20 protein-coding genes are annotated in these 20,266 nt (G+C 68.7%); 10 read left to right on the top strand and 10 right to left on the bottom strand.

The window, feature by feature from the left end:
• The first annotated feature begins 35 nt into the window (after positions 1–35).
• The 5 genes from GV015_RS01200 to GV015_RS01180 all read left to right on the top strand — a co-directional run bounded on the left by GV015_RS01200 (position 36) and on the right by GV015_RS01180 (position 5,623).
• Positions 36–824 carry a DeoR/GlpR family DNA-binding transcription regulator gene (locus GV015_RS01200; protein ID WP_079706484.1) on the top strand — a complete coding sequence of 263 codons (789 nt, stop codon included), beginning with the start codon at positions 36–38 and terminating at the stop codon, positions 822–824.
• Between the two features lie 345 nt (positions 825–1,169).
• On the top strand, positions 1,170–2,402 hold the full coding sequence (locus tag GV015_RS01195; protein WP_159876036.1) for a Gfo/Idh/MocA family protein: 1,233 nt from the start codon (positions 1,170–1,172) through the stop codon (positions 2,400–2,402).
• A 23-nt stretch (positions 2,403–2,425) separates the two neighbouring features.
• Complete coding sequence (locus GV015_RS01190; RefSeq protein WP_236555276.1) at positions 2,426–3,760, top strand: sugar ABC transporter substrate-binding protein; 1,335 nt, start codon at positions 2,426–2,428, stop codon at positions 3,758–3,760.
• Positions 3,757–4,701 (top strand): carbohydrate ABC transporter permease, encoded by a 945-nt coding sequence (locus GV015_RS01185; protein ID WP_236555274.1) that lies wholly within the window; start codon positions 3,757–3,759, stop codon positions 4,699–4,701. The genes GV015_RS01190 and GV015_RS01185 overlap by 4 nt, the downstream gene beginning before the upstream one ends.
• On the top strand, positions 4,694–5,623 hold the full coding sequence (locus GV015_RS01180) for a carbohydrate ABC transporter permease (protein ID WP_079706486.1): 930 nt from the start codon (positions 4,694–4,696) through the stop codon (positions 5,621–5,623). The genes GV015_RS01185 and GV015_RS01180 overlap by 8 nt, the downstream gene beginning before the upstream one ends.
• Before the next feature lie 73 nt (positions 5,624–5,696).
• Here GV015_RS01180 and GV015_RS01175 read toward each other — a convergent pair whose 3' ends face one another.
• The 7 genes from GV015_RS01175 to GV015_RS01145 form a co-directional block, all read right to left on the bottom strand.
• Positions 5,697–6,896 (bottom strand): acyl-CoA dehydrogenase family protein, encoded by a 1,200-nt coding sequence (locus GV015_RS01175; RefSeq protein WP_159876034.1) that lies wholly within the window; start codon positions 6,894–6,896, stop codon positions 5,697–5,699.
• Positions 6,893–8,074 (bottom strand): acyl-CoA dehydrogenase family protein, encoded by a 1,182-nt coding sequence (locus GV015_RS01170; protein WP_159876032.1) that lies wholly within the window; start codon positions 8,072–8,074, stop codon positions 6,893–6,895. The genes GV015_RS01175 and GV015_RS01170 overlap by 4 nt, the downstream gene beginning before the upstream one ends.
• Positions 8,071–8,736: a methionine ABC transporter permease gene (locus tag GV015_RS01165; RefSeq protein WP_079706489.1), complete on the bottom strand. Its 666-nt coding sequence runs from the start codon at positions 8,734–8,736 to the stop codon at positions 8,071–8,073. The genes GV015_RS01170 and GV015_RS01165 overlap by 4 nt, the downstream gene beginning before the upstream one ends.
• On the bottom strand, positions 8,729–9,931 hold the full coding sequence (locus GV015_RS01160) for a methionine ABC transporter ATP-binding protein (RefSeq protein ID WP_159876030.1): 1,203 nt from the start codon (positions 9,929–9,931) through the stop codon (positions 8,729–8,731). Before GV015_RS01160 ends, GV015_RS01165 begins: the two co-directional genes overlap by 8 nt.
• A gap of 98 nt (positions 9,932–10,029) precedes the next feature.
• Complete coding sequence (locus GV015_RS01155) at positions 10,030–11,010, bottom strand: MetQ/NlpA family ABC transporter substrate-binding protein (protein ID WP_159876028.1); 981 nt, start codon at positions 11,008–11,010, stop codon at positions 10,030–10,032.
• A 364-nt stretch (positions 11,011–11,374) separates the two neighbouring features.
• Positions 11,375–11,602, bottom strand: a complete 228-nt coding sequence (locus GV015_RS01150; protein WP_159876026.1) for a hypothetical protein — start codon at positions 11,600–11,602, stop codon at positions 11,375–11,377.
• Positions 11,603–11,724: 122 nt separating this feature from the next.
• Positions 11,725–12,996 (bottom strand): hypothetical protein, encoded by a 1,272-nt coding sequence (locus tag GV015_RS01145; protein ID WP_159876024.1) that lies wholly within the window; start codon positions 12,994–12,996, stop codon positions 11,725–11,727.
• Positions 12,997–13,138: 142 nt separating this feature from the next.
• Between GV015_RS01145 and GV015_RS01140 the strand changes: the two genes are divergently transcribed.
• Entirely contained in the window at positions 13,139–14,524 is a 1,386-nt protein-coding gene (locus GV015_RS01140; RefSeq protein WP_159876022.1) for an MFS transporter, read from the top strand.
• 114 nt (positions 14,525–14,638) lie between these two features.
• The gene (locus tag GV015_RS01135; RefSeq protein WP_159876020.1) at positions 14,639–14,992 is read left to right on the top strand and encodes a hypothetical protein; all 354 of its coding nucleotides are present in this window, start codon (positions 14,639–14,641) and stop codon (positions 14,990–14,992) included.
• Here GV015_RS01135 and GV015_RS01130 read toward each other — a convergent pair.
• Together GV015_RS01130 and GV015_RS01125 are read right to left on the bottom strand one after the other, a co-directional pair.
• Complete coding sequence (locus GV015_RS01130) at positions 14,989–16,392, bottom strand: leucine-rich repeat domain-containing protein (protein WP_159876018.1); 1,404 nt, start codon at positions 16,390–16,392, stop codon at positions 14,989–14,991. The two genes, GV015_RS01135 and GV015_RS01130, sit on opposite strands and share 4 nt — an antisense overlap.
• A 602-nt stretch (positions 16,393–16,994) precedes the next feature.
• On the bottom strand, positions 16,995–17,492 hold the full coding sequence (locus GV015_RS01125; RefSeq protein ID WP_159876016.1) for a MarR family winged helix-turn-helix transcriptional regulator: 498 nt from the start codon (positions 17,490–17,492) through the stop codon (positions 16,995–16,997).
• Between the two features lie 38 nt (positions 17,493–17,530).
• Here GV015_RS01125 and GV015_RS01120 point away from each other — a divergent pair, with 38 nt between their 5' ends.
• Positions 17,531–17,773 carry a hypothetical protein gene (locus GV015_RS01120; protein WP_056011014.1) on the top strand — a complete coding sequence of 81 codons (243 nt, stop codon included), beginning with the start codon at positions 17,531–17,533 and terminating at the stop codon, positions 17,771–17,773.
• 79 nt (positions 17,774–17,852) lie between these two features.
• Positions 17,853–18,890 carry a DUF418 domain-containing protein gene (locus GV015_RS01115; RefSeq protein WP_159876014.1) on the top strand — a complete coding sequence of 346 codons (1,038 nt, stop codon included), beginning with the start codon at positions 17,853–17,855 and terminating at the stop codon, positions 18,888–18,890.
• A 58-nt stretch (positions 18,891–18,948) separates the two neighbouring features.
• On the opposite strand, the gene GV015_RS01110 is transcribed toward GV015_RS01115, so the two are convergent.
• Positions 18,949–19,746 carry an NAD(P)H-binding protein gene (locus GV015_RS01110; protein ID WP_159876012.1) on the bottom strand — a complete coding sequence of 266 codons (798 nt, stop codon included), beginning with the start codon at positions 19,744–19,746 and terminating at the stop codon, positions 18,949–18,951.
• Positions 19,747–19,825: 79 nt separating this feature from the next.
• Here GV015_RS01110 and GV015_RS01105 point away from each other — a divergent pair, with 79 nt between their 5' ends.
• Complete coding sequence (locus GV015_RS01105) at positions 19,826–20,239, top strand: helix-turn-helix domain-containing protein (RefSeq protein WP_159876010.1); 414 nt, start codon at positions 19,826–19,828, stop codon at positions 20,237–20,239.
• Positions 20,240–20,266 lie beyond the last annotated feature (27 nt).

The raw sequence follows: 20,266 nt of genomic DNA, 5'->3' as shown, positions 1-20,266 counted from the left end.
ACAGTACGCCCGACCCGACCGGAAAAGCAGGACAGATGACGCAGCAACAGCGACTCAACGCCCTGCTCGAGCTCGTGAGCGAACGCGGCAACGTGACGATCGCCGAGATCGGCGAAGCGCTCGGCATCTCCGCGGCCACCGCTCGTCGCGACCTGACGGCGCTCGCCGAACAGCGACTCGTCACGCGGACCCACGGCGGTGCCGCCGCCCTCGGCACCGGCTACGAGCTGCCGCTGCAGTACAAGATCGCCCGCCAGGCCGACGCCAAGATGGCCATCGCGAAGGCCACGGCCGCCCTGATCAACGTCGGCGACGCCGTCGGACTCAACGGCGGTACCACCACGAGTGAGGTCGCGCGCGTGATCGGGCGGAGTGAGCACCTCGTCCGTTCGGACGGCGACGCTTCGGTCACGATCGTGACGAACGCGCTCAACATCGCCTTCGAACTGTCCGTGCGCTCGCACGTGAAGATCGTCGTGACGGGTGGCGTCGCACGACGCCAGTCCTATGAACTCGTGGGATCGCTCGTCGCTGGGGCGCTCGCCGAGATCGCCCTCGACGTCGCGATCCTGGGCGTCGACGGCTTGAGCGCGCAGTTCGGCGCCACCACCCTCCACGAGGGTGAGGCCTCGGTGAGCCAGGAGTTCGTCAAGGTCGCGAAGCGGGTCATCGTGGTCGCCGACAGCACCAAGATGACGAAGGCGACCTTCGCCCGCATCTGCCCGCTCGACCGCATCGACGTGCTCGTCACCGACCAGCCGGTGGATCCGACGCTTGCCGACGCCCTGGCCGCGGCCGGCGTCGAGCTCATCATCGCCGCCTGAGTCCTCCGCTTCCGGTCACTGAGCCACCCCCTCTGGGCGCTGAGCCGCCCCTTCCTGTCACTGAGTCGCCCTTCCTGTCACTGAGTCGCCCTTCCGGTCACTGAGTCGCCCTTCCTGTCACTGAGTCGCCCTTCCGGTCACTGAGTCGCCCTTCCGGTCACTGAGTCGCCCTTCCGGTCACTGAGCCTGTCGAAGTGCGACTCCGCTCCCCATGTTTCCGCGCGGTAAAACCTCTCCACATCGGCCGCCCAGCACTTGCGTCAGCGCTGTGATCGCCTATTGTCATTTCATGATCGTTTTGGCATCATATGAATCAACTTCACGCAAGGAAGCGGATGTGATCGAGTGAGCACTGCACCAGCCACCACCCCCGAAGGCCTCCGGGTCGCCGTCATCGGCACCGGCCAGCGCGCCTACATCGCCGAACACGTCGCCACGAGCCCCACGTCCGCATCGGTCGTCGCGGCGGTCGACACCACCGAGATCGGTCGCGGTCGGGCACGGCAGCTGTTCGGCGACGACATCGAGGTGTTCGACTCCCACGAGGCGCTCATCGCGCAGGGCGGTGTCGACGCGGCGATCGTGACGACGCCCGACTGGACCCACAAGGAGATCGCGGTCGACCTGCTGCGCGCCGGCATCGCCGTCTACCTGGAGAAGCCGCTCGCGATCACGCTCGACGACGCCGACGCGGTCCTCCAAACCGCCTACGAGTCGCGGACGCCGCTCTACGTCGGGCACAACTTCCGGCATGCGGCCGTCGTCCGGCTCATGCACGAGGTCATCGAGCGCGGCGAGATCGGCGCGGTCAAGTCCGTCTGGGTGCGTCACTTCGTCGGCAACGGCGGCGACTACTACTTCAAGGACTGGCACGCCGACCGCTCGCGCGTGAACACCCTGCTCCTGCAGAAGGCGAGCCACGACATCGACGTCGTCCATTTCCTCGCCGGCGCGTACACGCAGCGCGTGGTAGCGATGGGCGACCTCGCGGTCTACGGCGACATCGACGATCACGAGGACCGCAGCGGCCAGACCATGGCCGACTGGTTCTCCTACGACAACTGGCCGCCCGAGGCGCAGCGCGGCCTGAACCCCGTGGTCGACGTCGAGGACGTCTCGATGATGCTCATGACCCTCGAGCACGGGATCACCGCCAGCTACGAGCAATGCCACTTCACCCCCGATTACTGGCGGAACTACACCGTCATCGGGACGCGCGGCCGGCTCGAGAACGTCGGCGACACCGCCGGTGGCACCGTCAAGGTCTGGAACCGGCGTCGCACCTGGAGCACCGAGGGTGACGTCGAGTACCCGATCGCGGGCGTCGAGGAGGGGCACGCCGACGCCGATCTCGACACGATGAACGAGTTCCTCGCCTTCGTCGCCGACGGCACCCCGACCACCTTGTCGCCGGTCGCCGCACGCCAGGCCGTCGCCGCCGGTGCCCTCGCCGCACACTCCCTCCGCAACGGTTCGATCCCGCTCGACGTCCCGCCACTCGACCCCGCACTCGTCGAGTACTTCTCCTCCCTCACCGCCAGCACCGCACCGCACTCCCTCGACGCCGCCGCCCGGTAGCGCACCTCGAAAGGACTCCAGTCATGCCTTCGCCGTTCATGAACCGCAACGCCGCACCCGGCGGTCGCAACCGACGCCGTGCCATCCTCAGCGGCATCGGCCTCCTCGCCGCCGCCGCGCTCACCGCCGGCTGCAGCACCGGGGGAGGGGGCGCCACCGGTGGCGAGTACGCCGCCGCCCCGAAGGACCTCAAGGCCGAGATCACCTACGGTGTCTGGGATCAGGCCCAGGTCGAGGCGATCGACGCCAACATCGAGGCCTTCAACAAGATCTACCCCGACATCACCGTCAACGTGAACGTCACGCCCTGGGCCTCGTACTGGTCGAAGCTCCAGACGCAGGCCTCGAGCGACACTCTGCCCGACCTCTTCTGGTTGAACGGGCCGAACTTCCAGGTCTACGCGGCGAACGGCAAGATCGAGCCGATCACCGGCGCCGTGAAGGCGGGCGACATCGACCCGAAGAACTACCCCGAGGCCCTGAACGAGCTGTACTCGCTCGACGACACCCAGTACGGCGTGCCGAAGGACTTCGACACCGTCGGCGTCTGGGTCAACACGGCGCTCTTCGAGCAGGCCGGCGTCGCGCTGCCCGCCGACGACTGGACCTGGGACGACTTCGACACCGCCGCGCAGACGATCTCGACGAACCTCAAGGACCAGGGCGTCTACGGTGCCGCCGGCGGTATGGACGGACAGACCACCTACTACAACACGATCCTGCAGGCCGGCGGCGAGGTCATCAACGCCGACCAGACCGAGTCCGAGTACGACAGCCCCGAGGCCCAGGAAGGGCTCCAGTTCTGGACCGACCTCATCGCGAACGGCTCCTCGCCCAGCATGCAGCAGCTGACGGACACGCCGGCCGACCAGTGGTTCACCTCGGGCAAGGTCGCCATGTACTGGGGCGGCAGCTGGCTGCGACCCCTCGTCGGTGAGTCCGATGTCGCCGCCACCACGCAGGCCTTCCCGCTGCCCACCGGCAAGGAGCAGGCGACGGTCATCCACGGCGTCTCGAACGTCGTCGCGGCGGCGAGCAAGAACAAGCAGGCCGCTCAGGCACTGCAGGTGTTCCTGGCGAGCGAGGAGGCCCAGCAGCAGCAGGGCGACCTCGGCGCCGTCATCCCCGCCTTCACCGGCACGCAGCAGTCCTTCGTCGACTCCTACCCGACGATGAACCTGCAGGTCTTCCTCGACGCCCTCGACTACGCGAAGCCGCTGCCGGTGTCGGAGAACACCGCCGCGTGGAACGCGCTCGAGGTCGAGCTCCTGCCCGACGCGTTCAGCGGCGACAAGCCCGTCGCCGATGTGGCGAAGGACATCGCCGAGCAGATGAACGCAGCGCTGGCCAAGAAGTGACCGGTCAGACCGTGCTGCGCACCCCGTCGGCGCCGCTCTCCTCACGGAGAGTGGCCCGGCGGGGTGCCGCCCGCGGCGAGGGTGCCTGGCCGTGGGTCTTCGTCCTCCCGCTCCTCACCGGCATCGGCGTCTTCTTCATCTGGCCGATGATCCAGACCGCCTACTACTCGTTCACCGAGTGGGGCGTCTTCGGCGGAACCACCTTCACGGGTGTCGAGAACTACGTCCGGTTGTTCGCCGACCCGCGGCTCTACGCCTCCCTCGGCAACACGCTGATCTACACGGCGGTGGTCCTCCTCGGCATCCCGATCGCCGTCTACCTCGCGAGCCTGTTGAACCTCCCCGGCCTGCGGTTCGCGAGTTTCTACCGGGTGCTGTTCTTCCTGCCGTACGTCGCGATGCCGACCGCCGTGGCCATCGTCTGGCGGATCATCTTCAACGGTGACTTCGGCATCCTCAACTACACGCTGTCGCTCGTCGGCATCGACGGCCCCTACTGGATCAGCACGCCGGGCACCGCGATGTTCGCCGTGGCGATCGTCGGCCTCTGGTCGTCGCTCGGCTTCTCGATGATCATCCTGGCGTCCGGACTCAAGAACATCGCACCGGAGCTCTACGAGGCGGCCGAGCTCGACGGCGCCACCCGGTGGCGGCAGTTTCGCTCGATCACGGTTCCGCTGCTCACTCCGAGCATCTTCTTCGTCACGATCATCACGGTCATCTCGAGCTTCCAGCTCTTCGACCTGCTGTACGCGATCCTCGGCAGCACCAACCCGGTGCTCCCGAAGAGCATGTCGCTCGTCTACTTCTTCTACGACCAGGGCTTCGTCCAGAACGACAAGGGGTACGCGGCGGCGATCGCGATCGTGATCTTCCTGATCATCGGACTCGTGACGCTCCTCCAGTTCCGGCTCCAGAAACGATGGGTGAACAATGACTGAGCAACTCACGGCCACAGCACCGCTCACCACCCGTGCCGTCACCGTTCCGGGTTCGGGTCGTCCGTCCGCTGCGTCCGCGCGACGCCGCGAGGCCGGTCGCCCCGGCCAGCGTCGCGGGTCGCACGTCGTCGCCCACATCGTGCTCGGCGTCGGTGGCCTCATCATGGCGTTCCCGTTCATCTGGCAGATCATCATGTCGCTGTCGACGAACGCGGAGGTGCAGAGCGTGGTCCCCACGTTCTGGCCGGCCGAACTGCAGTGGCAGAACTACGCCGCGGTGTTCGAGCGCCTCCCGTTCCTCGACCAGCTGCGCACGTCGATCGTCATCACCGTGATCAGGACGCTCGCGCAGATCGTCCTCTGCACGATGGCGGGGTACGCGTTCGCGCGGATGCGGTTCCGCGGGCGCGCGGTGCTGCTCGCCGTGACGCTGTCGATCCTCATGGTGCCGTCGCAGGCGTATCTCATCTCGCAGTACCAGATCGTGCAGGGCTTCGGTTGGCTGAACACCACGCTCGGCATCGTCGCACCGGGCCTGTTCAGCGCGTTCGGCACGTTCCTCATGCGGACGGCGTTCCTGAACCTGCCGACGGAGCTCGAGGAGGCGGCGCGGATCGACGGCGCCGGGCCCTTCCAGATCTTCTGGAAGATCATGCTGCCGCTCGCGAGGCCCAGCATCAGCGTCCTCGCGATCACGACCGTGCTCTGGTCGTGGAACGAACTGCTCTGGCCGCTCGTGGTCTCCACGTACGCGAACTCGATGCCGCTCGCCGCCGGTCTCGCGACGCTCTCGAGCGACAAGACGACGGACTACCCGGTGATGATGGCCGCGTCGATCCTCGCGATGGCACCGGTACTCATCCTGTTCATCGTGCTCCAGCGCCGGGTGATCGACGGGCTGGCGTTCTCCGGGCTGAAGTAGCCCCTCGACAGGTGGTCCCTGCCCTTCGACAGGCTCAGGAACCGCTTGTCGAAGGGCGTGACCGGGCGGGGCGTCAGGCCTCGCCGGTGCTCCACCAGGAGGCGACCGGCGTCCCGTTCACGACGTGGTCGCCGATCGCCCTGGCCTTGAAGCGGGACGGGTTGTGCGAAGCGATCGTGCGGGCGTTCCGCCAGTGCCGGTCGAGCGCCCGGTGCGTCTCCACGGCGCTCGCACCGCCCACGTCGAACAGGGCGGTCGCGGCGTCGAGCACGGCGGGCAGGATCACGAGCTGCGCGCGCGCCGTCGCGATTTCGACGGCGGCGATCCGTTCCTGGACGAGATCCGGGTCGGCACCGAGGATCGCCGCGCTCGAACGCCCCAGCGCGGTCGTCGCGGCGGCCAGGGCGGCGTCGGCAGCGAACGACTTCGCCGACAGCTCACCCACGACCTCCTGCACGATCGGGTCGGCCTGGGCGGTCGACGCCGCACCGTGGCTGTAGGTCCTGGTCCGCGTCCGGACGAACACACCGGCGTCGTCGACGATGGCGCGGCCGATGCCCGTCACCGCCGCCAGCAGGACCAACTGCACGAACGCGCCGCCGTGCGAGGGGCGTTCCGGCTCGCGCCGGGTCACCGCCGACGCGTCGACGGCGACCTCCGTGAAGACGGTGGTCCCGCTGCCCGTCAGTCGTTGTCCGAACCCGGTCCAATCGTCGATCCGCTCGACACCCGTGGCGTCCGTCTCCACGAGCACCGAGACGAACTCGCCGTCCTGTTCGGCGGCGACCCCGACGAGGTCGGCGAACAGGGTGCCCGTGCTGTAGAACTTGGTGCCGTTCAGCCGGAGACCGCCCGGCGTCTCGGTGAGCCGGGTGGCGAGGGATCCCACCTTCGCGGTCGACCGCTCGTGGCTCGCGTTGCCGACGATGGCTCCGTCGGCCAGCCGGGCGAGGCGCGCCTCGCGGTCCGCGGACGCCGGCGCGTGCAGAGTGCGGTCGATGTAGGAGAAGTGGGAGCGGAACAGTTGCGCGAGGTTCGGGTCACGTCTGGCCAGCTCGGCGAGCAGCTCGAACAGCTCGCCGTGCGTGGCCTCCTCGCCGCCGTACCGTCGCGGCAGCGTCACGCGGGTGAAGCCTGCTTGACGCAGTGCCTCCACCTCGGCATACGGCAGCCGGCGCTCACGCTCCCGTTCGGCGGCGTCCCGCCCGAGCTCGTCGAAGAGCGGCGCGAAGCGCTGCGCCAGGTCCCGGTCGATCGTCGCCGTCTCGCTCATGCCTGCTCTCCATCCGCCGGAACGGGCTCTGTCTCGTGTCGCGCCCCCGGAGCCTGCCACTCGGGCAGGGTGCCGTTGAGCTCGAACTGCCCGAGTGCCGCCGAACGCTGCACGGCGGGATTGTGGGAGGCGATCGTCCGGACGTTCCGCCAGTGCCGGTCCAGCGCGGTCGACCGGCCGACGGCGGAGGCACCACCGACCTCGAACAGGCGGCTGAGGGCATCGAGGACGAGCGGGAGGACGACCTGCTGGACGCGGAAGACCTCCAGGAGTGCCGAGCGCGCGGCGTCCGGATCGGAGGTCGGTTCATCCAGGGTCCGAGCGGACGCGAGGACGAGCGCGCGGGCCGTATGCACGACGCTGCTCAGCTGGCCCACGATCGACTGCACGAGCGGATCCTCGCGTGGCAGGTGCTCGCCCGCGTGGCCGACGGTCCGTCGCCTGGAGCGCACGTAGTCGACGGTGTCCTCGAGGGCACGTTGCGCGATGCCTGCCACCACACCGAGCAGGATGAGCTGTTGGAGGGCGCCCGTCCGGTGCCACCCCGCCGCGTCGCCGCTGTGGACGACGAGGTCGCGCGGGTCCACCGGTACGCGGTCGAAGGTGGTCGTCCCACTTCCGGTCAACGGTTGTCCGAATCCGTCCCAGTCGTCCACCGAGCGGGTGCCAGGATCGTGCGCGGAGACGGTCACGGCGACGCGGTCGGTCCCGTCGAGCGCGGACAGGTAGATCCAGTCGGCGTAGATGCTGCCGGTCGTGTAGTACTTCGTGCCGGTCACCGTGAGGAGTTCGCCGTCGCGGTCAAGGACGGTCTCGAGGTGCGCGGTCGCGTGCCGCTCCGACTGCGCGTTCCCGACGAGGTCGCCGACGCTCAGCCGGGCGAACCAGTGCTCCCGATAAGCGGTGTCGGGCGAGGCGAGCAGCGCCTCGACGAACAGGATGTGTCCCCGCCAGACGTGCCCGAGGCTCGAGTCCGCCGCCGAGAGCGTGATGAGCCGCGCGAACAGCTGCTCGAGCGTGAGCCCGCCGCCGCCGGACGCGACCGGGACTCTGGCAGCGGCGAAGCCCAGGTGCTTGAGCTCGGCGACCTCGTCGAACAGGAGGCGTCGGTCGGTCTCGCGCGACACGGCGCCGCCGCGGATGGAGGAGAGGAACGAGTCGAAGTCGTCAGCGCTCATCGGTGCAGCACCCGCTTCGCCAGCACGTTGCCGAGCAACTGGGCGAGCTGCACGAGCAGGACGAGCGTGACGACCACGAGTCCGACGACGATCCAGTCGAACCGCTGGTAACCGTAGGTCATGGCGAGGTCGCCGAGGCCGCCGCCGCCGAGCACACCTGCCACGGCCGTCGCATCGACGAGGGCGACGAGGATGTAGGTCAGTCCGAGGATGAGTGGGCCGAGCGCCTCGGGCACGACGATCGTGAACAGCACCCGCACGGGGCTCGCCCCCATGGCCGCGCCTGCCTCGATGGCACCCGGTGAGACGGCGACGAGGTTCGACTCGGAGACGCGACCGATGGCGACGCTCGCGACGAGGATGAGCGGGATCGTCGCCGGAAGCGGTCCGAGGCCGGTGCCGAACACGAGCCGCGTGAGCGGGATGAGCGCGATCGCGACGATGAGGAAGGGCACCGGTCGGATGACGTTGATGACGAAGTTGAGAACGCCGAACACGACGCGGTTCTGCAGGAGGTTTCCGGGCCGGCTCGCGTAGAGCAGGAGGCCCAGCAGGATCCCGATGACCGTCGCGACGGCGAAGGACACGGAGACCATGAGGCCGGTCTCCCCGATGGCCTTGAGGAGACGCGGGAAGAACGCGTCGGGATCGAAGTCACGCATGGGTGTGCTCCTTCAGCGTGGTGGGGTCCTCGGCGAGCGGTTCATGCCCTTCGACAGGCTCAGGGACCGGAGCAGGCTCAGGGACCGGCGTGGGCTCAGGGACCGGCGTGGGCTCAGGGGCCGGAGCAGGCTCAGGGACCTGCGCGAGTTCAGGGGCCTGCGGGGTCGGCACAGGGTCGATCGCGGTGACGGTCGCCGTGGCGCGGAGCCCTGCGATGGCGGCGTCCACGCGGTCGTCCGGCCCGAGCAGCTCGACCGTGAGACTGCCGAACAGTCGCCCCTGGAGTTCGTCGACGCCGCCGAACACGACGTTGAAGTCGATGTCGTTGTCGCGTGCGACCCGCGAGAGGAACGGGTGGTTGGTGTCGCGGTCCTCGACGTGCAGCTGGACGAGGCGCCCGTGGTGCACGGCTCGGATCTTCGCGAGCACCTCCTCGGAGGGGATGTGGTGGAGCACCGACGAGACGAAGCGTCGCGCGGTCGCGGTGCGTGGTGCCGAGAACACCTCGTACACACTGCCCTGCTCCACCACCTCGCCACTCTCCATGACGGCGACCCGGTCGGCGAGTTCGCGGATGACGTCGATCTCGTGAGTGACGAGCAGGATCGTGACGCCGTACTCCTCGTTCACCCGCCGGAGGAGCTCGAGGACCTCGCCGGTCGTCTGCGGGTCGAGGGCGCTGGTCGCCTCGTCGGAGATGAGGATCTCGGGGCGGGTGGCGAGGGCGCGGGCGATGCCGACCCGCTGCTTCTGCCCGCCGGAGAGCTGCGACGGGTAGGCGAGGGCCTTGTCGCTCAGCCCGACGAACGCGAGCAGCTCTTCGACGCGGTCGAGGATCTCGGCGTCCGGCACCTTCGCGAGTTTGAGCGGGTAGGCGATGTTCTTGTAGACGGTCCGGGACTCCAGGAGGTTGAACTGCTGGAAGATCATGCCGATCCGCTGACGGGCGGCGTAGAGCGCCTGCCCGGCGAGTGCGGAGATCTCGAGCCCCTCGACGATGACCCGCCCGCTCGTCGGCCGCTCGAGGGCGTTGACGGTGCGAAGGAGCGTCGACTTCCCGGCGCCGGAGTATCCGACGATGCCGAAGATCTCACCCCGCTCGACCGTCAGGTCGACGTGGCGCAGCGCCTCGAAGGCACGGCCCTTCACCTCGAACGTCTTGCTGACGTCCTCGAAGACGATTGCTGTGTTCATCACCTGCTCCTCTCGCGGGCGGGCCGTCCGGGAGACCCCGGACGGCCACTGCGTGGTGGCCGCCGGTCATCGGGAGGCGATGACCGGCCGCCGTGGTGCTACTCGGCTTCGGCTTGGAGCTCGGCGAGCTTGTCGCGGAGGTCCTTCACCGGGACCTTCACGAGGATCGAGTTCCCGGCGAACTCGTCGTCGAGCGCCTCGGCGACGCGCGGGTCGGCGTAGGTGTCCTCGAGGATCTTCCAGGCCGGGTTGTCCTTGTCCTCTGCGCGGGTGGCGATGACGTTGACGTAGGGCAGGTTCTTCTCGGAGAGCGAGTCGTCGAGGAAGAGCGCGTCGTCCTTCGTGATGCCCTGGCTCGGGTCGAAGTAGGAGGTCCCGACGACGACGGCCGCGAGGGACGGGTCGTCGAACTGCTGCGGGATGCTCGTCGCGGGCAGTGGCACGAACTGGAGGTTCTTGTCGTTCGCGGTGACGTCCTCGACGGTCGGGAAGTTCCCCGCGTCCGCTGCGATCTCGATGAGTCCGGCCGCGGCCAGGATGTTCAGGGCACGGCCGCCGTTGGACGGGTCGTCCGGGATCGCGACGCGCGCGCCGTCGGCGAGGTCCTTGACGTCGGTGAGCGTCTTCGAGAAGACGCCCCACTGCGTGATGACGGTCGAGAACACCGGTGTCAGGTCGGCGTCGTTCTCCGCGTTGAAGGCCGAGAGGTAGAGGATGTGCTGGAAGGCGTTCGCGTCGACGGTGCCGGCGACGAGTTCGGTGTTCGGGAGTACCCAGTCCTTCACGTTCACCCACTCGACGTCGAGGCCCTTCTCGGCGGCGACCTCCTTGACGGCGTCCTGGAACTGCGTGTCCTCCGACACCGCGATCTTCACGCTGAGGCGCTCGGCGGGTGCGTCGGAACCGGTCGCCGCGTCGGCGGCACCGTTCTGGCCACCGACGACGACCGAGACGACGACGGCGATCGCGGCGACGGCGACGACCGCGACACCGCCGATCAGCAGGTTCCGACGCTTCCGCTTGCCGGAGGCGATCGACGCCCGCAATTCGCTCGGTTCTGGTCCCGTGTGCTCACTCATGATGGTCCTCGGCTCTGTCTGTGGGTGCACTGGTGCGTGCACGGAGCCAGTTTCCACAGGCGTGCGGAGGGACGCCCGTTGCGTTACCGCGGACCGTCACCGTTCGAGATGAAACGTAAACGCGCAGCACGGACGGGCGATCGTCCCTACACTGCGGCACGTCGACCGGCGCTCCGCACCCCCGGTCCCTGGGCTCCTTCTCCGGTCCCTGAGCTCCCAATCCGGTCCCTGAGCTTGTCGAAGGGTGGTGGGCACTTCGACAAGCTCAGTGACCGGGGCCGGGGCTCAGTGACCGAGTTCCTGCACGCGCCTCTTCCGGTCCCTGAGTTCCTCCTCCGGTCCCTGAGCCTGTCGAAGGGCGGGGTCAGGCGGGGTGGACGACGTTGCTCCGGCGGCGGGCGAGACGTCGGCCCGCGAGCTGATCGAAGATGGGGCAGTCGGCCGAGGCGAGCGGTGACCCGTGCTGGATCGGTGTTCCGGTCGAGCGGGTCTGCTCCGGAGCAGATGACGCCGCCTGCGCGTCGAACCCGTGGGTGAGCGTCGTGAAGATCGGGGACGCGGAGCGCGGCGGGCGCGCGGACGAGCTGGGCACGGGGTCCTCTCGGGAGTCGGCGGCGAGGGCTTCGCGATCACGGTGAGTACGTCGCGACAGCGGTGCTCATATTCTAGAACATGAATGCTGAGTGTCGGCCGCCATCTGTCAGGTGACCACCGTCACCCGACGTCGTATCGCGCCAATGCATCGGCGTCCTGGGCGATCCGCGATGCCCGGCGGGCGGCGTCGAGCGCCTCGACCGGATCGTCGACCGCTGCCGCCTCCGCGAGCGCGAGCTGCCGCTGTGCCTCGGCGAGGCGCGTCCTCGCGTCGGCACCCACCCTCCCTCGGTGCGCGGAGATGACGTCGACGGCGACGCGGATGTTGCTGTCGGCGGTGAACAGTGCCCCGCGCATCGCCTCGCGTGCGTTGTCGAGGCGCTGCTGTGCGCTCCGGGCGGTCGCGAGGGCCGCGTCGAGATCGATGTCGGCGGCGCGAACCGCCTCCAGGCGTCGCATCGGATCGGGCAGGACGCGGTCGCCGTCCACGGACGTGGTCGACTCCGCCTCCAGGAGCGCGCGGTTCGCCCGCTCGACGGCAGCCGCGATGACGGCGGCCGTCTCCGCGCGTTCCACCGCCGCGCCCAACGCCTCCGCTTCGGCGATCACCGTGCGGAGCTCCCGCCCCGCTGCGGCGAGTTCGGTCTCCGCTGCAGCGATGCCCGCGAGCGAGCGCTCGACGGCGTCCAGCCGGTCCTCCGCCTGCTGCAGCTCGCGCCCCAGGGCGTGCAGTGCCGCGGCGGCCGGCCGGCCGGTGTCGATCCGATCCTTCGTCTTCGCCGCATCGGCCGTCGCCTGGTCGGCTGCGTCCTGCGCGGTCCGGCGGAGCACCCGCGCGTCCTCGACGGCGCTCGCCGCATAGCGATCGGCGGCCGAGGCGATCGCGAGGCCGGTGGTGGTGAGTCGTTCGCGCGCGCGGTCGATGCGTCGCTCGAGCTGGTCGAGGAGGTCGGGGGCCGAGCGCTCCGCTCCGCGGCGTTCGTCGAAGCCGCGCAGTCGGGCGCTCAGCGTGCGCTCGACGTCCTCGCAGACGCTGATGATCCGTTCGTTCCAGGCGCGGCGCTGCGCCTCCGTGTCGGCGATCTCGTCCTCGAGCGACTGACGGAGACGGAACGCCTCCCCGAGCGCCGAGCGTGCCGAGGCGACGTCGGCCGCATACCCTCGGGCGGCTTCGCGTCCGAACTCCGCTTCGGCGAATCCGACCTCGTCCTCGGCCTCGCGGACCGCGTCGTCGGTGCGGACGAGGGCGATGCCCGCGCGGCGGTGGAGGTCGTCGATGGAGGCGACGGGGGTCTTCGGATTGCGCCGACGCAGCAGGGTGACGAGCAACCAGACGATGATGCCGACGCCCCCGAACACGATTAGCGAGGGGAGCCACCACAGGTCGTCCATGGGCTCCAGTCTACGAACGCGGAGCGGGGATCGGCTGGGAAGGACGTGGCGTCGGGCGTCGGGCGTCGACGGCGTTTCGACGCCTGTCGAGCTTCCTCGGGATCGCGTTCGACGCGTCGGTCCGCGGGGCTACCCTGAACCCATGACCCGCCAGCAGCGCCTCGTGCTCACGATCGCGATCCTCTCCTCGTTCGTGGCGTTCCTCGACGGCTCGGTCGTGAACGTCGCGCTCCCCGCGATGACGAAGGAACTCGGCGGCGGCCTCATCGTGCAGCAATGGGTGGTCGACGCCTACCTGATCACCCTCGGGTCCCTGATCCTGCTCGCGGGCTCGCTCTCCGACGCGTTCGGGCGCATCCGCATCCTCCGCATCGGGCTCATCGGCTTCGGCGTCACCTCGATCCTGTGCGCGGTCGCACCGACCGCCGAGGTCCTCATCGTCGCCCGGCTGCTCCAGGGTGGCGCGGCCGCGCTGCTCGTGCCGAGTTCGCTCGCCATCATCATCTCGACGTTCAGCGGCGTCGCGCAGGGCAAGGCGATCGGCACCTGGACGGCATGGACGGGGGCCGCGGGCATCACCGGCCCGCTGCTCGGCGGGGTGCTCGTCGACACGCTGTCCTGGCGCCTCATCTTCGCCATCAACATCATCCCGATCCTCGTCACCCTGTGGCTCATGATGCGCACGGATCGCGTACCCGAGCCCGAACATCGCCCGCGTATCGACGTCGTCGGCGCGGTGCTCGGCGCCGTCGGGCTGGGTGGTCCCGTCTTCGCGCTCATCGAGCAGGAGCGCTACAGCTGGTCGAGCCCGATGTTGCTCGTACCGCTCATCGGCGGTGTCGTGTCCTTCGTCGCGTTCCTCTGGTGGGAGCGCCGTCACCCCGACCCGATGCTGCCGCTGTCGCTCTTCCGCGTGCGCAACTTCGGCTACGGCAACATCGCGACCGTCTTCATCTACGGCGCCCTCTCGCTCGGCTTCTTCGCCATCGCGGTCTTCATCCAGCAGACGGCGGGCTTCAGCGCCACGCTGGCGGGCATCGCGACGCTGCCGCCGACGCTCGTCATGCTCGCGTTGTCGTCGTGGTTCGGCAAGCTGGCCGGCAAGCACGGACCGCGGCTGTTCATGACGGTCGGGCCGATCATCGCCGGCGTCGGCTTCCTCCTGATGATGGGTGCGCAGCAGGATCTGAACTACTGGGTGCAGCTGTTCCCGGGCATCCTGCTCGTCGGTCTCGGCCTCGCGATCACGGTCGCGCCGCTCACCGCGGGCATCCTCGGATCGATCGATCCGGCCCATGCCGGCATCGGATCAGCGGTCAACAACGCGGTGTCGCGCGTGGCGGGCCTCGTGTCGATCGCCCTGGTCGGCATCATCGCCGGTGGCGCGCTCGGCGTCGACGGGTTCCCGCGGGTGGTCCTGGCGACCGCCGTGTTCATGTTCGTCGGCGGCGTGGTGTCGTTCGTCGGCATCCGGAACCCGCGGACCGCGACCGCGCCGGAGACGCCCACCTCGGCCCCGGAACGTTGATCGGAGGTGCCTCGCTCGTGTCGATCGGCGCTCCAGTTCGACCGATATCGTGAAGCGGGTGAGCTCCTCCACATCCGACACGACCGCGCTGACGCGGCAGATCCGGTGGAGGTCATGGCCGATCAGCCTCGAATCCTCCGTGACGCGGGCATCGGCGCTGGCATGGTGCTCGTGGGCGGGCTGTACTTCGTGTGGATGAGCATCGGTCTGCCACTCGACCTTCCCGCGGAATGGCGAGACCTCGGCACCGCGGTCGAGATCGTCTTCGGCATCACCGGCGTCGTCGCCAGCATGTTCATCATCCTCGGTGCCTTCCTCGTCACGCAGCCCCTCACGGAACGACGTCGACTCCGCGTGCGCTTGTTCGCGGCCGACAACGGGCTCGAGTACCGCGCGGCTGTCGTGCATGACAAACGGGTGGTACTTCGGCTCAACAGCCGAAGTACCACCCGTCGACAGCTCGGCTAGGACCTGCGCGCGGCGGCAGCTCGCTTGCGGCCATGGATGGACGCAAGCGAAACGACCGCTGCGCCGATCATGAGCGCGACGAGCCCCACCAGCGCAGGGTACGCGGCGTCGGCGCCCGTTGATGCCAACGACGCGTCCTTGTCGGACAGGACCGGTGCTGTCGGCGACGGCGACGGCGATGAAGCGGGCGTGACGGTGATGACGATGCTCGCAGTGCCGACGACGCCGTCCGTGTTCGTCACCTGGTAGGTGACGCTGGGAACGGTGCCCGCGAATCCGCTCTCGGGAGTGAAGATGACCGTGCCGGCTGACAACTCGAATGTTCCGCCGGTGACCGTGAGACTCGAGACGGGTTGTGACGCGTCATCGACGAGCGTGAGGGTGCTGGCGTCAACGCCAGGTTCGCCGGCGAGGCCGTCGTTCACCAGGACGTCGATCGTCACGGGCGACCCTGCGGTGGTCGATGCTGCATCATCGACGAGTGTCGTGGGGAGGGGGGCACGGTCCGTGGACTGCTGCAGGAACACTCCGGAGAAGGTCAGCGAACTCGTTCCCGGGTTCACCCAAGACCAGGTGAGTGAGTTGGGTCCGGCGGCAGCGTAGGTCCACGAGAGTCCGTCCGCTGCGACAACCGCGGTACCCGACTGGGCGAGTGCGGGAACACGGTCGGTGTTGCTGAGGTAACCGATCGTCGGGTTGTCTTGAACGTCGCCTGCGATGACGTCGGGCAGCACGATCTCCTGATTGATCGCGTCGATGTAGGTGCCGGAGGTTTCGGCTTGCTGGGTCGCGAGCGCGCTCAGCGGCGACACGTCGACGATGTGGTTTCCGACCAGGAGAAGGTTCTTGATCTGAACCAGACCTGCCAGCGGTGAGACATCGCTGATCTCGTTGAAGTGCAGGAACAGGATCTGCACGTTCGACAGCGAGCTGAGTGCAGCAATCGACTGGATCTGATTGCTTGCCAAGTCGAGGCTTGTGAGCTGGCTGAGGTTGGCGAGCGGAGTGACGTCCTGGATCTGGTTCCCACCGAGGTACAGCTGTCGCAGGCCGGTCGATGTGCCGAGTGTGGAGATGTCGCTGATCTGGTTGCTTCCGAGTCCGAGGTTTTGGAGGCTCGTGAGCCCGACCAGCGGCGCGAGATCACTGATCTGGTTGCTCCCGAGTTCCAGGACGCTCAGGTTGGTGAAGGATTCAAGGCCAGTGAGGGTTGAGATTCCCAGGTTGAAGCATGAGAGGTCGGTGACCGTCGCAGCTTGGGTGTCGGAGATGGGGTCGTCGGGTTGCTGGCCGAGCGCGGCGTTGACGCAACCCCGCAGTCCCGCATCCGGGATGGAGATGTCAGCGGCGTTCGCCGGCGCTGCGGTGAGGAGCGTCGAAGCGACGATCGCAGCGGCCACGAGTCCAGACGATGTGATTCGGGTTCTGATGGTCATGAAACGGTTTTCTCTCTCGGGGTTCCGGGTCGGGTCGGATGCACTGGAAGAACACTCCACCCGCGAATATTGAAGTAGATCATACTTATGATCAGATTCTTCTGAAATGCTAGCAGGTCCGTCCAGGGATGGCCACTGATGGCGCTTGGGCAGGCGATCGCCGTCCCGGTGTCGGCCGGACCATGCCTGGCGTCACCGAGAACGCGGGCATGTCGCCATGAATCAGCGCGAACACGGGTCGACGGACGTGGTCGTCGCGCTTCGCCGCCCGGGCGCCACCCCGTGGGGGTCTGTGCGCGGCGACACCGCAACGTGTGGGGGTGTTCGCGTCGCTCGATCCTCCCCGATCGGGCCCCGGCTGGTCGCGTGTTCTCGAAGGATCCTTCGCGCGCCAGGCGCTCGGCGCTCGTCGCCGCAAGCGGTCCGGCCTGACCGTCAGGGCGTCGCGGTGCTACTCGGCGTACCGGTTTGGCGTCGTCGGAGCGACGCGCGGTTCCAGCTGGCGACCGCAGCGGCATCCGACGTGGACCGGCTGCTTCCGTGGATTCGCGGTGATGACGCCGAGTTCAGGATGCGTTGTCGGCTGTGCCGGTTACCGCGGGCGCGGTGGTCGCCGCCCCGATCACCGCGTGGAGCATCTCGCGGAGCTGGGTGAGGTGCTCGGCGTCCATGCGGAGCTCGTTCATGACCCGATGCGGGATGGCCTCCGCCTGGGTGCGGAGCTCGCGGCCGGCGGTGGTGAGCGAGACGTCGAGGACGCGCTCGTCGATTCGGCTGCGGTCGCGTCGGACGAGCCCGGCGGTCTCGAGGCGCTTGAGGAGCGGGGACAACGTCGCCGGCTCGAGCTGCAGTGCTCCGCCGAGGTCCTTGACCGAGCGCGGGCTGTGCTGCCAGAGCGCGAGCATCACGAGGTACTGCGGATGGGTGAGACCGAGCGGTTCGAGGATCGGTCGGTAGAGCGAGATGACGCTGCGCGACGCGACGGCGAGCGCGAAGCAGACCTGGTTCTCGAGCTGGAGCAGGTCGTCAGTCGTGGCGACGGTGGTGGATTCGTTGGCGGTCACGGTCCCATCGTACCCAAATGATTAGTACACTCATCAATATGAGCGAGAAACGATCCTTCCGGGAGTCCGTGCGCGAGGCCGGCGGTCTGTACGGCTGGGTGAACGGCCGCATGTGGAAGGTGCTCGGTCCGCCGCCCCTCGGTCCCTACAACGAGGAGCCCTTGCCGCCGTCCGCGCAATCGGGGTGCCCGATCTGTGGCCACGCCATGTCGGAGCACATCGTCGACCGCACGACCGGCCCGCGCACGCAGCTGCACTGCCCGAAGGCGCCCGCCGCCTGAGGGCGATCTCAGTCCCGGGTGGCAGGACGTCATCCTCCAGGTGCATGCGCGGTTCCGCCACATCTGCTGAACTGGTGATATGCCTCAGGTCAACATTTCTTCAACGCCGCCGGTTCCGTCCACCGGCGACGCCACCTCGCGTCGCTGGCACCTCATCGACGCCCTCCGCGGGTTCGCGCTCGTCGGCATCCTCTTCGTCAACGTCCCCGACATCACCCGGCTCGGTAGCGACATCCCGTTCGACCAGCGACAGTCCACGCTCATGGACACCGTGCTCGAGTTCGCGGTGCAGACGCGGTTCGTCCCCATTTTCGCCTTCCTCTTCGGGCTGAGCGCGATGCTCGTGATCCAGGGCGCCCGCCGTCGCGGCACCGGCGCGCTCGTCCCGATGCTGCTGCGGTTCAGTGCGCTGGCGGTGATCGGCATCGCGCACGGGTTCCTCTACCCGGGCGAGATCCTCCGCGAGTACGCGATCTGCGGACTGCTGGTCCTCCCGCTGCTCCTCCTGCTCCCGCGGTGGGCGATCCTCGGGGGCGGTGTCGTGCTCACGATCGCCGCCTACGCGCTCACGGGCGGTGGGCTCGCGACCCTGCCCGGACTGTTCCTCGCCGGCGCGGGGGCGGCGGCATACGGTTTGCCGAAGGTGCTCGACGCCGGCGGGCGGCCCGTGTGGATCACCTTCCTCGTGGCGACGGCCCTCGCCGTCCCGGCCATCGTCTGGCAGACCACCGAGCCCGGCGATCCGCGGTTCACGACCGCCGGCGGGATCGCGGGCGGGATCCTCGCCGTCGTGTACGTCACCGGATTCGCGCTGCTCTGGCAGACACCGGTGCGTCGAGTCCTCGCAGCCGTCTTCGAACCCCTCGGCCGCATGGCGCTCACCAACTACCTCGCCGCGAGCGCCGTGTTCGCGGTCGTCGGGCTGGTCGTCCCCTTCCGGGAGATCGACGACCTGGCCGCGGTGAGCGTCGGAGCACTCGCGCTCATCGCGGTGCAGTCGGTGCTCAGCCGGGTCTGGCTGCAGCACTTCCGCTACGGGCCGGTCGAGTGGGTCTGGCGGATGGCCACCTGGCGTCGCGCCGTCCCGCTGCGGGGCGCTGCGCTGCCGGCCGCCTGAGCACTGAGTCGCTCGGATCTGCACGATTTCGGCTCGGATTCGTGCAGATCCGGGCGACTCAGCGGGGCGGAAGTGAGGCGGCAGCGACCGCGACCGTGTCCGCTGGTTCGCGTCCGAGCAGGGTTCGGAGGTCGTCACCCGCGCCGCCAAGGAATCCGTGCCGGACGCCGGTGAAGATCGACATGAGCATGGCGGGCTGGAACGGCTTGAGCGCGGCCTCAGCCAGCGCCGTCCGCTGCTCGGCGAGGGAGACGGAATGGAGTGGGACGCCCAGCCGATCGGCCACCTGCGCGGCCGTGATCGGTTCGCCCACGAGGTCGTAGCTGCGACCGACGTGGTCCGACGGTGACGTCGCGACGACGGCCGCGGCCTCGGCGAGGTCGGCTCGTGCGACGGCGGCGAGCGCGCCGTCGCCGAACGCCGAACCGAGCGAGTCGCCCGACCACGCCAGGAGCGACCCGAACAGTTCGGCGTACAGGCCGTTCCGCAGGATCGTCCAGGCCAGGTTGCTGTGCTGCAGCCGACGCTCGGTCCACCGGTGCGCGAGCGCGAACGCGAGGTGGTCTCCGGCCGAGGTGAGGCTCGTGTACACGACGTGCTGTACTCCGTCCCGCTCGGCCGCGGTGATCGCGGTCTCGTGTCGGGCGATCACGACGTCGTCCTCGGCTTCACCCGCCGATACGAGGACGAGGGTGTCGACCCCGACGAAGGAGACGGTGTCGGGGTCGTCGAAGTCGATCCGTCGCGTGCCGTCCTGTCCGCTGCGGTTGCTCGCGAGCGGTGCAGCCCCACGGGTGGTGAGCGCATCGAGGATCGCGCCGCCGAGTTGGCCGGTGGTTCCGGTGACGAGGATCATTTCAGGGCCTTTCGGTGTTCGGACTGATGACTCGGACGAGTCTGCGTCCCCTGTTCCCGCCCCACAAGAAGGCACTTCCATGTCACTCACGCACACCGCGGTAACCGCCGACCTCGAACCCTGCGGCAAGGAGGACCACCCGGACTGCGGCATCCGGGACGTCCTCGACCGCATCGGCGACAGCTGGTCGGTCCTCGTCGTCGTCGAGCTCGCGTCGGGCGACCGCCGGTTCCGCGAACTCCAGCGGGCGATCGACGGGATCTCCCAACGCATGCTGACGCTGACCCTCCGCCGCCTCGAACGCGACGGCCTCGTCGACCGGACCGTGTACCCGACGGTTCCCGCGCAGGTGTCCTACGCGCTCACCTCGTCCGGTGCTGGGCTCTCCCACCTGATCAAGACGCTCGCCGACTGGTCGCTCGAGCAGCGGCCGGTGATCGCGGTGTCGCGTTCGGCGTACGACGCCGCCCACCCGGGGCACCGCATCCGGTGAGCACTGTCGCGTGACGCCCGCGCGGAG

This window comes from Plantibacter sp. T3 (assembly GCF_902506515.1).
Taxonomy (GTDB): Bacteria; Actinomycetota; Actinomycetes; order Actinomycetales; family Microbacteriaceae; genus Plantibacter; species Plantibacter auratus.
This window is presented reverse-complemented; position numbering and strand designations above follow the sequence as displayed.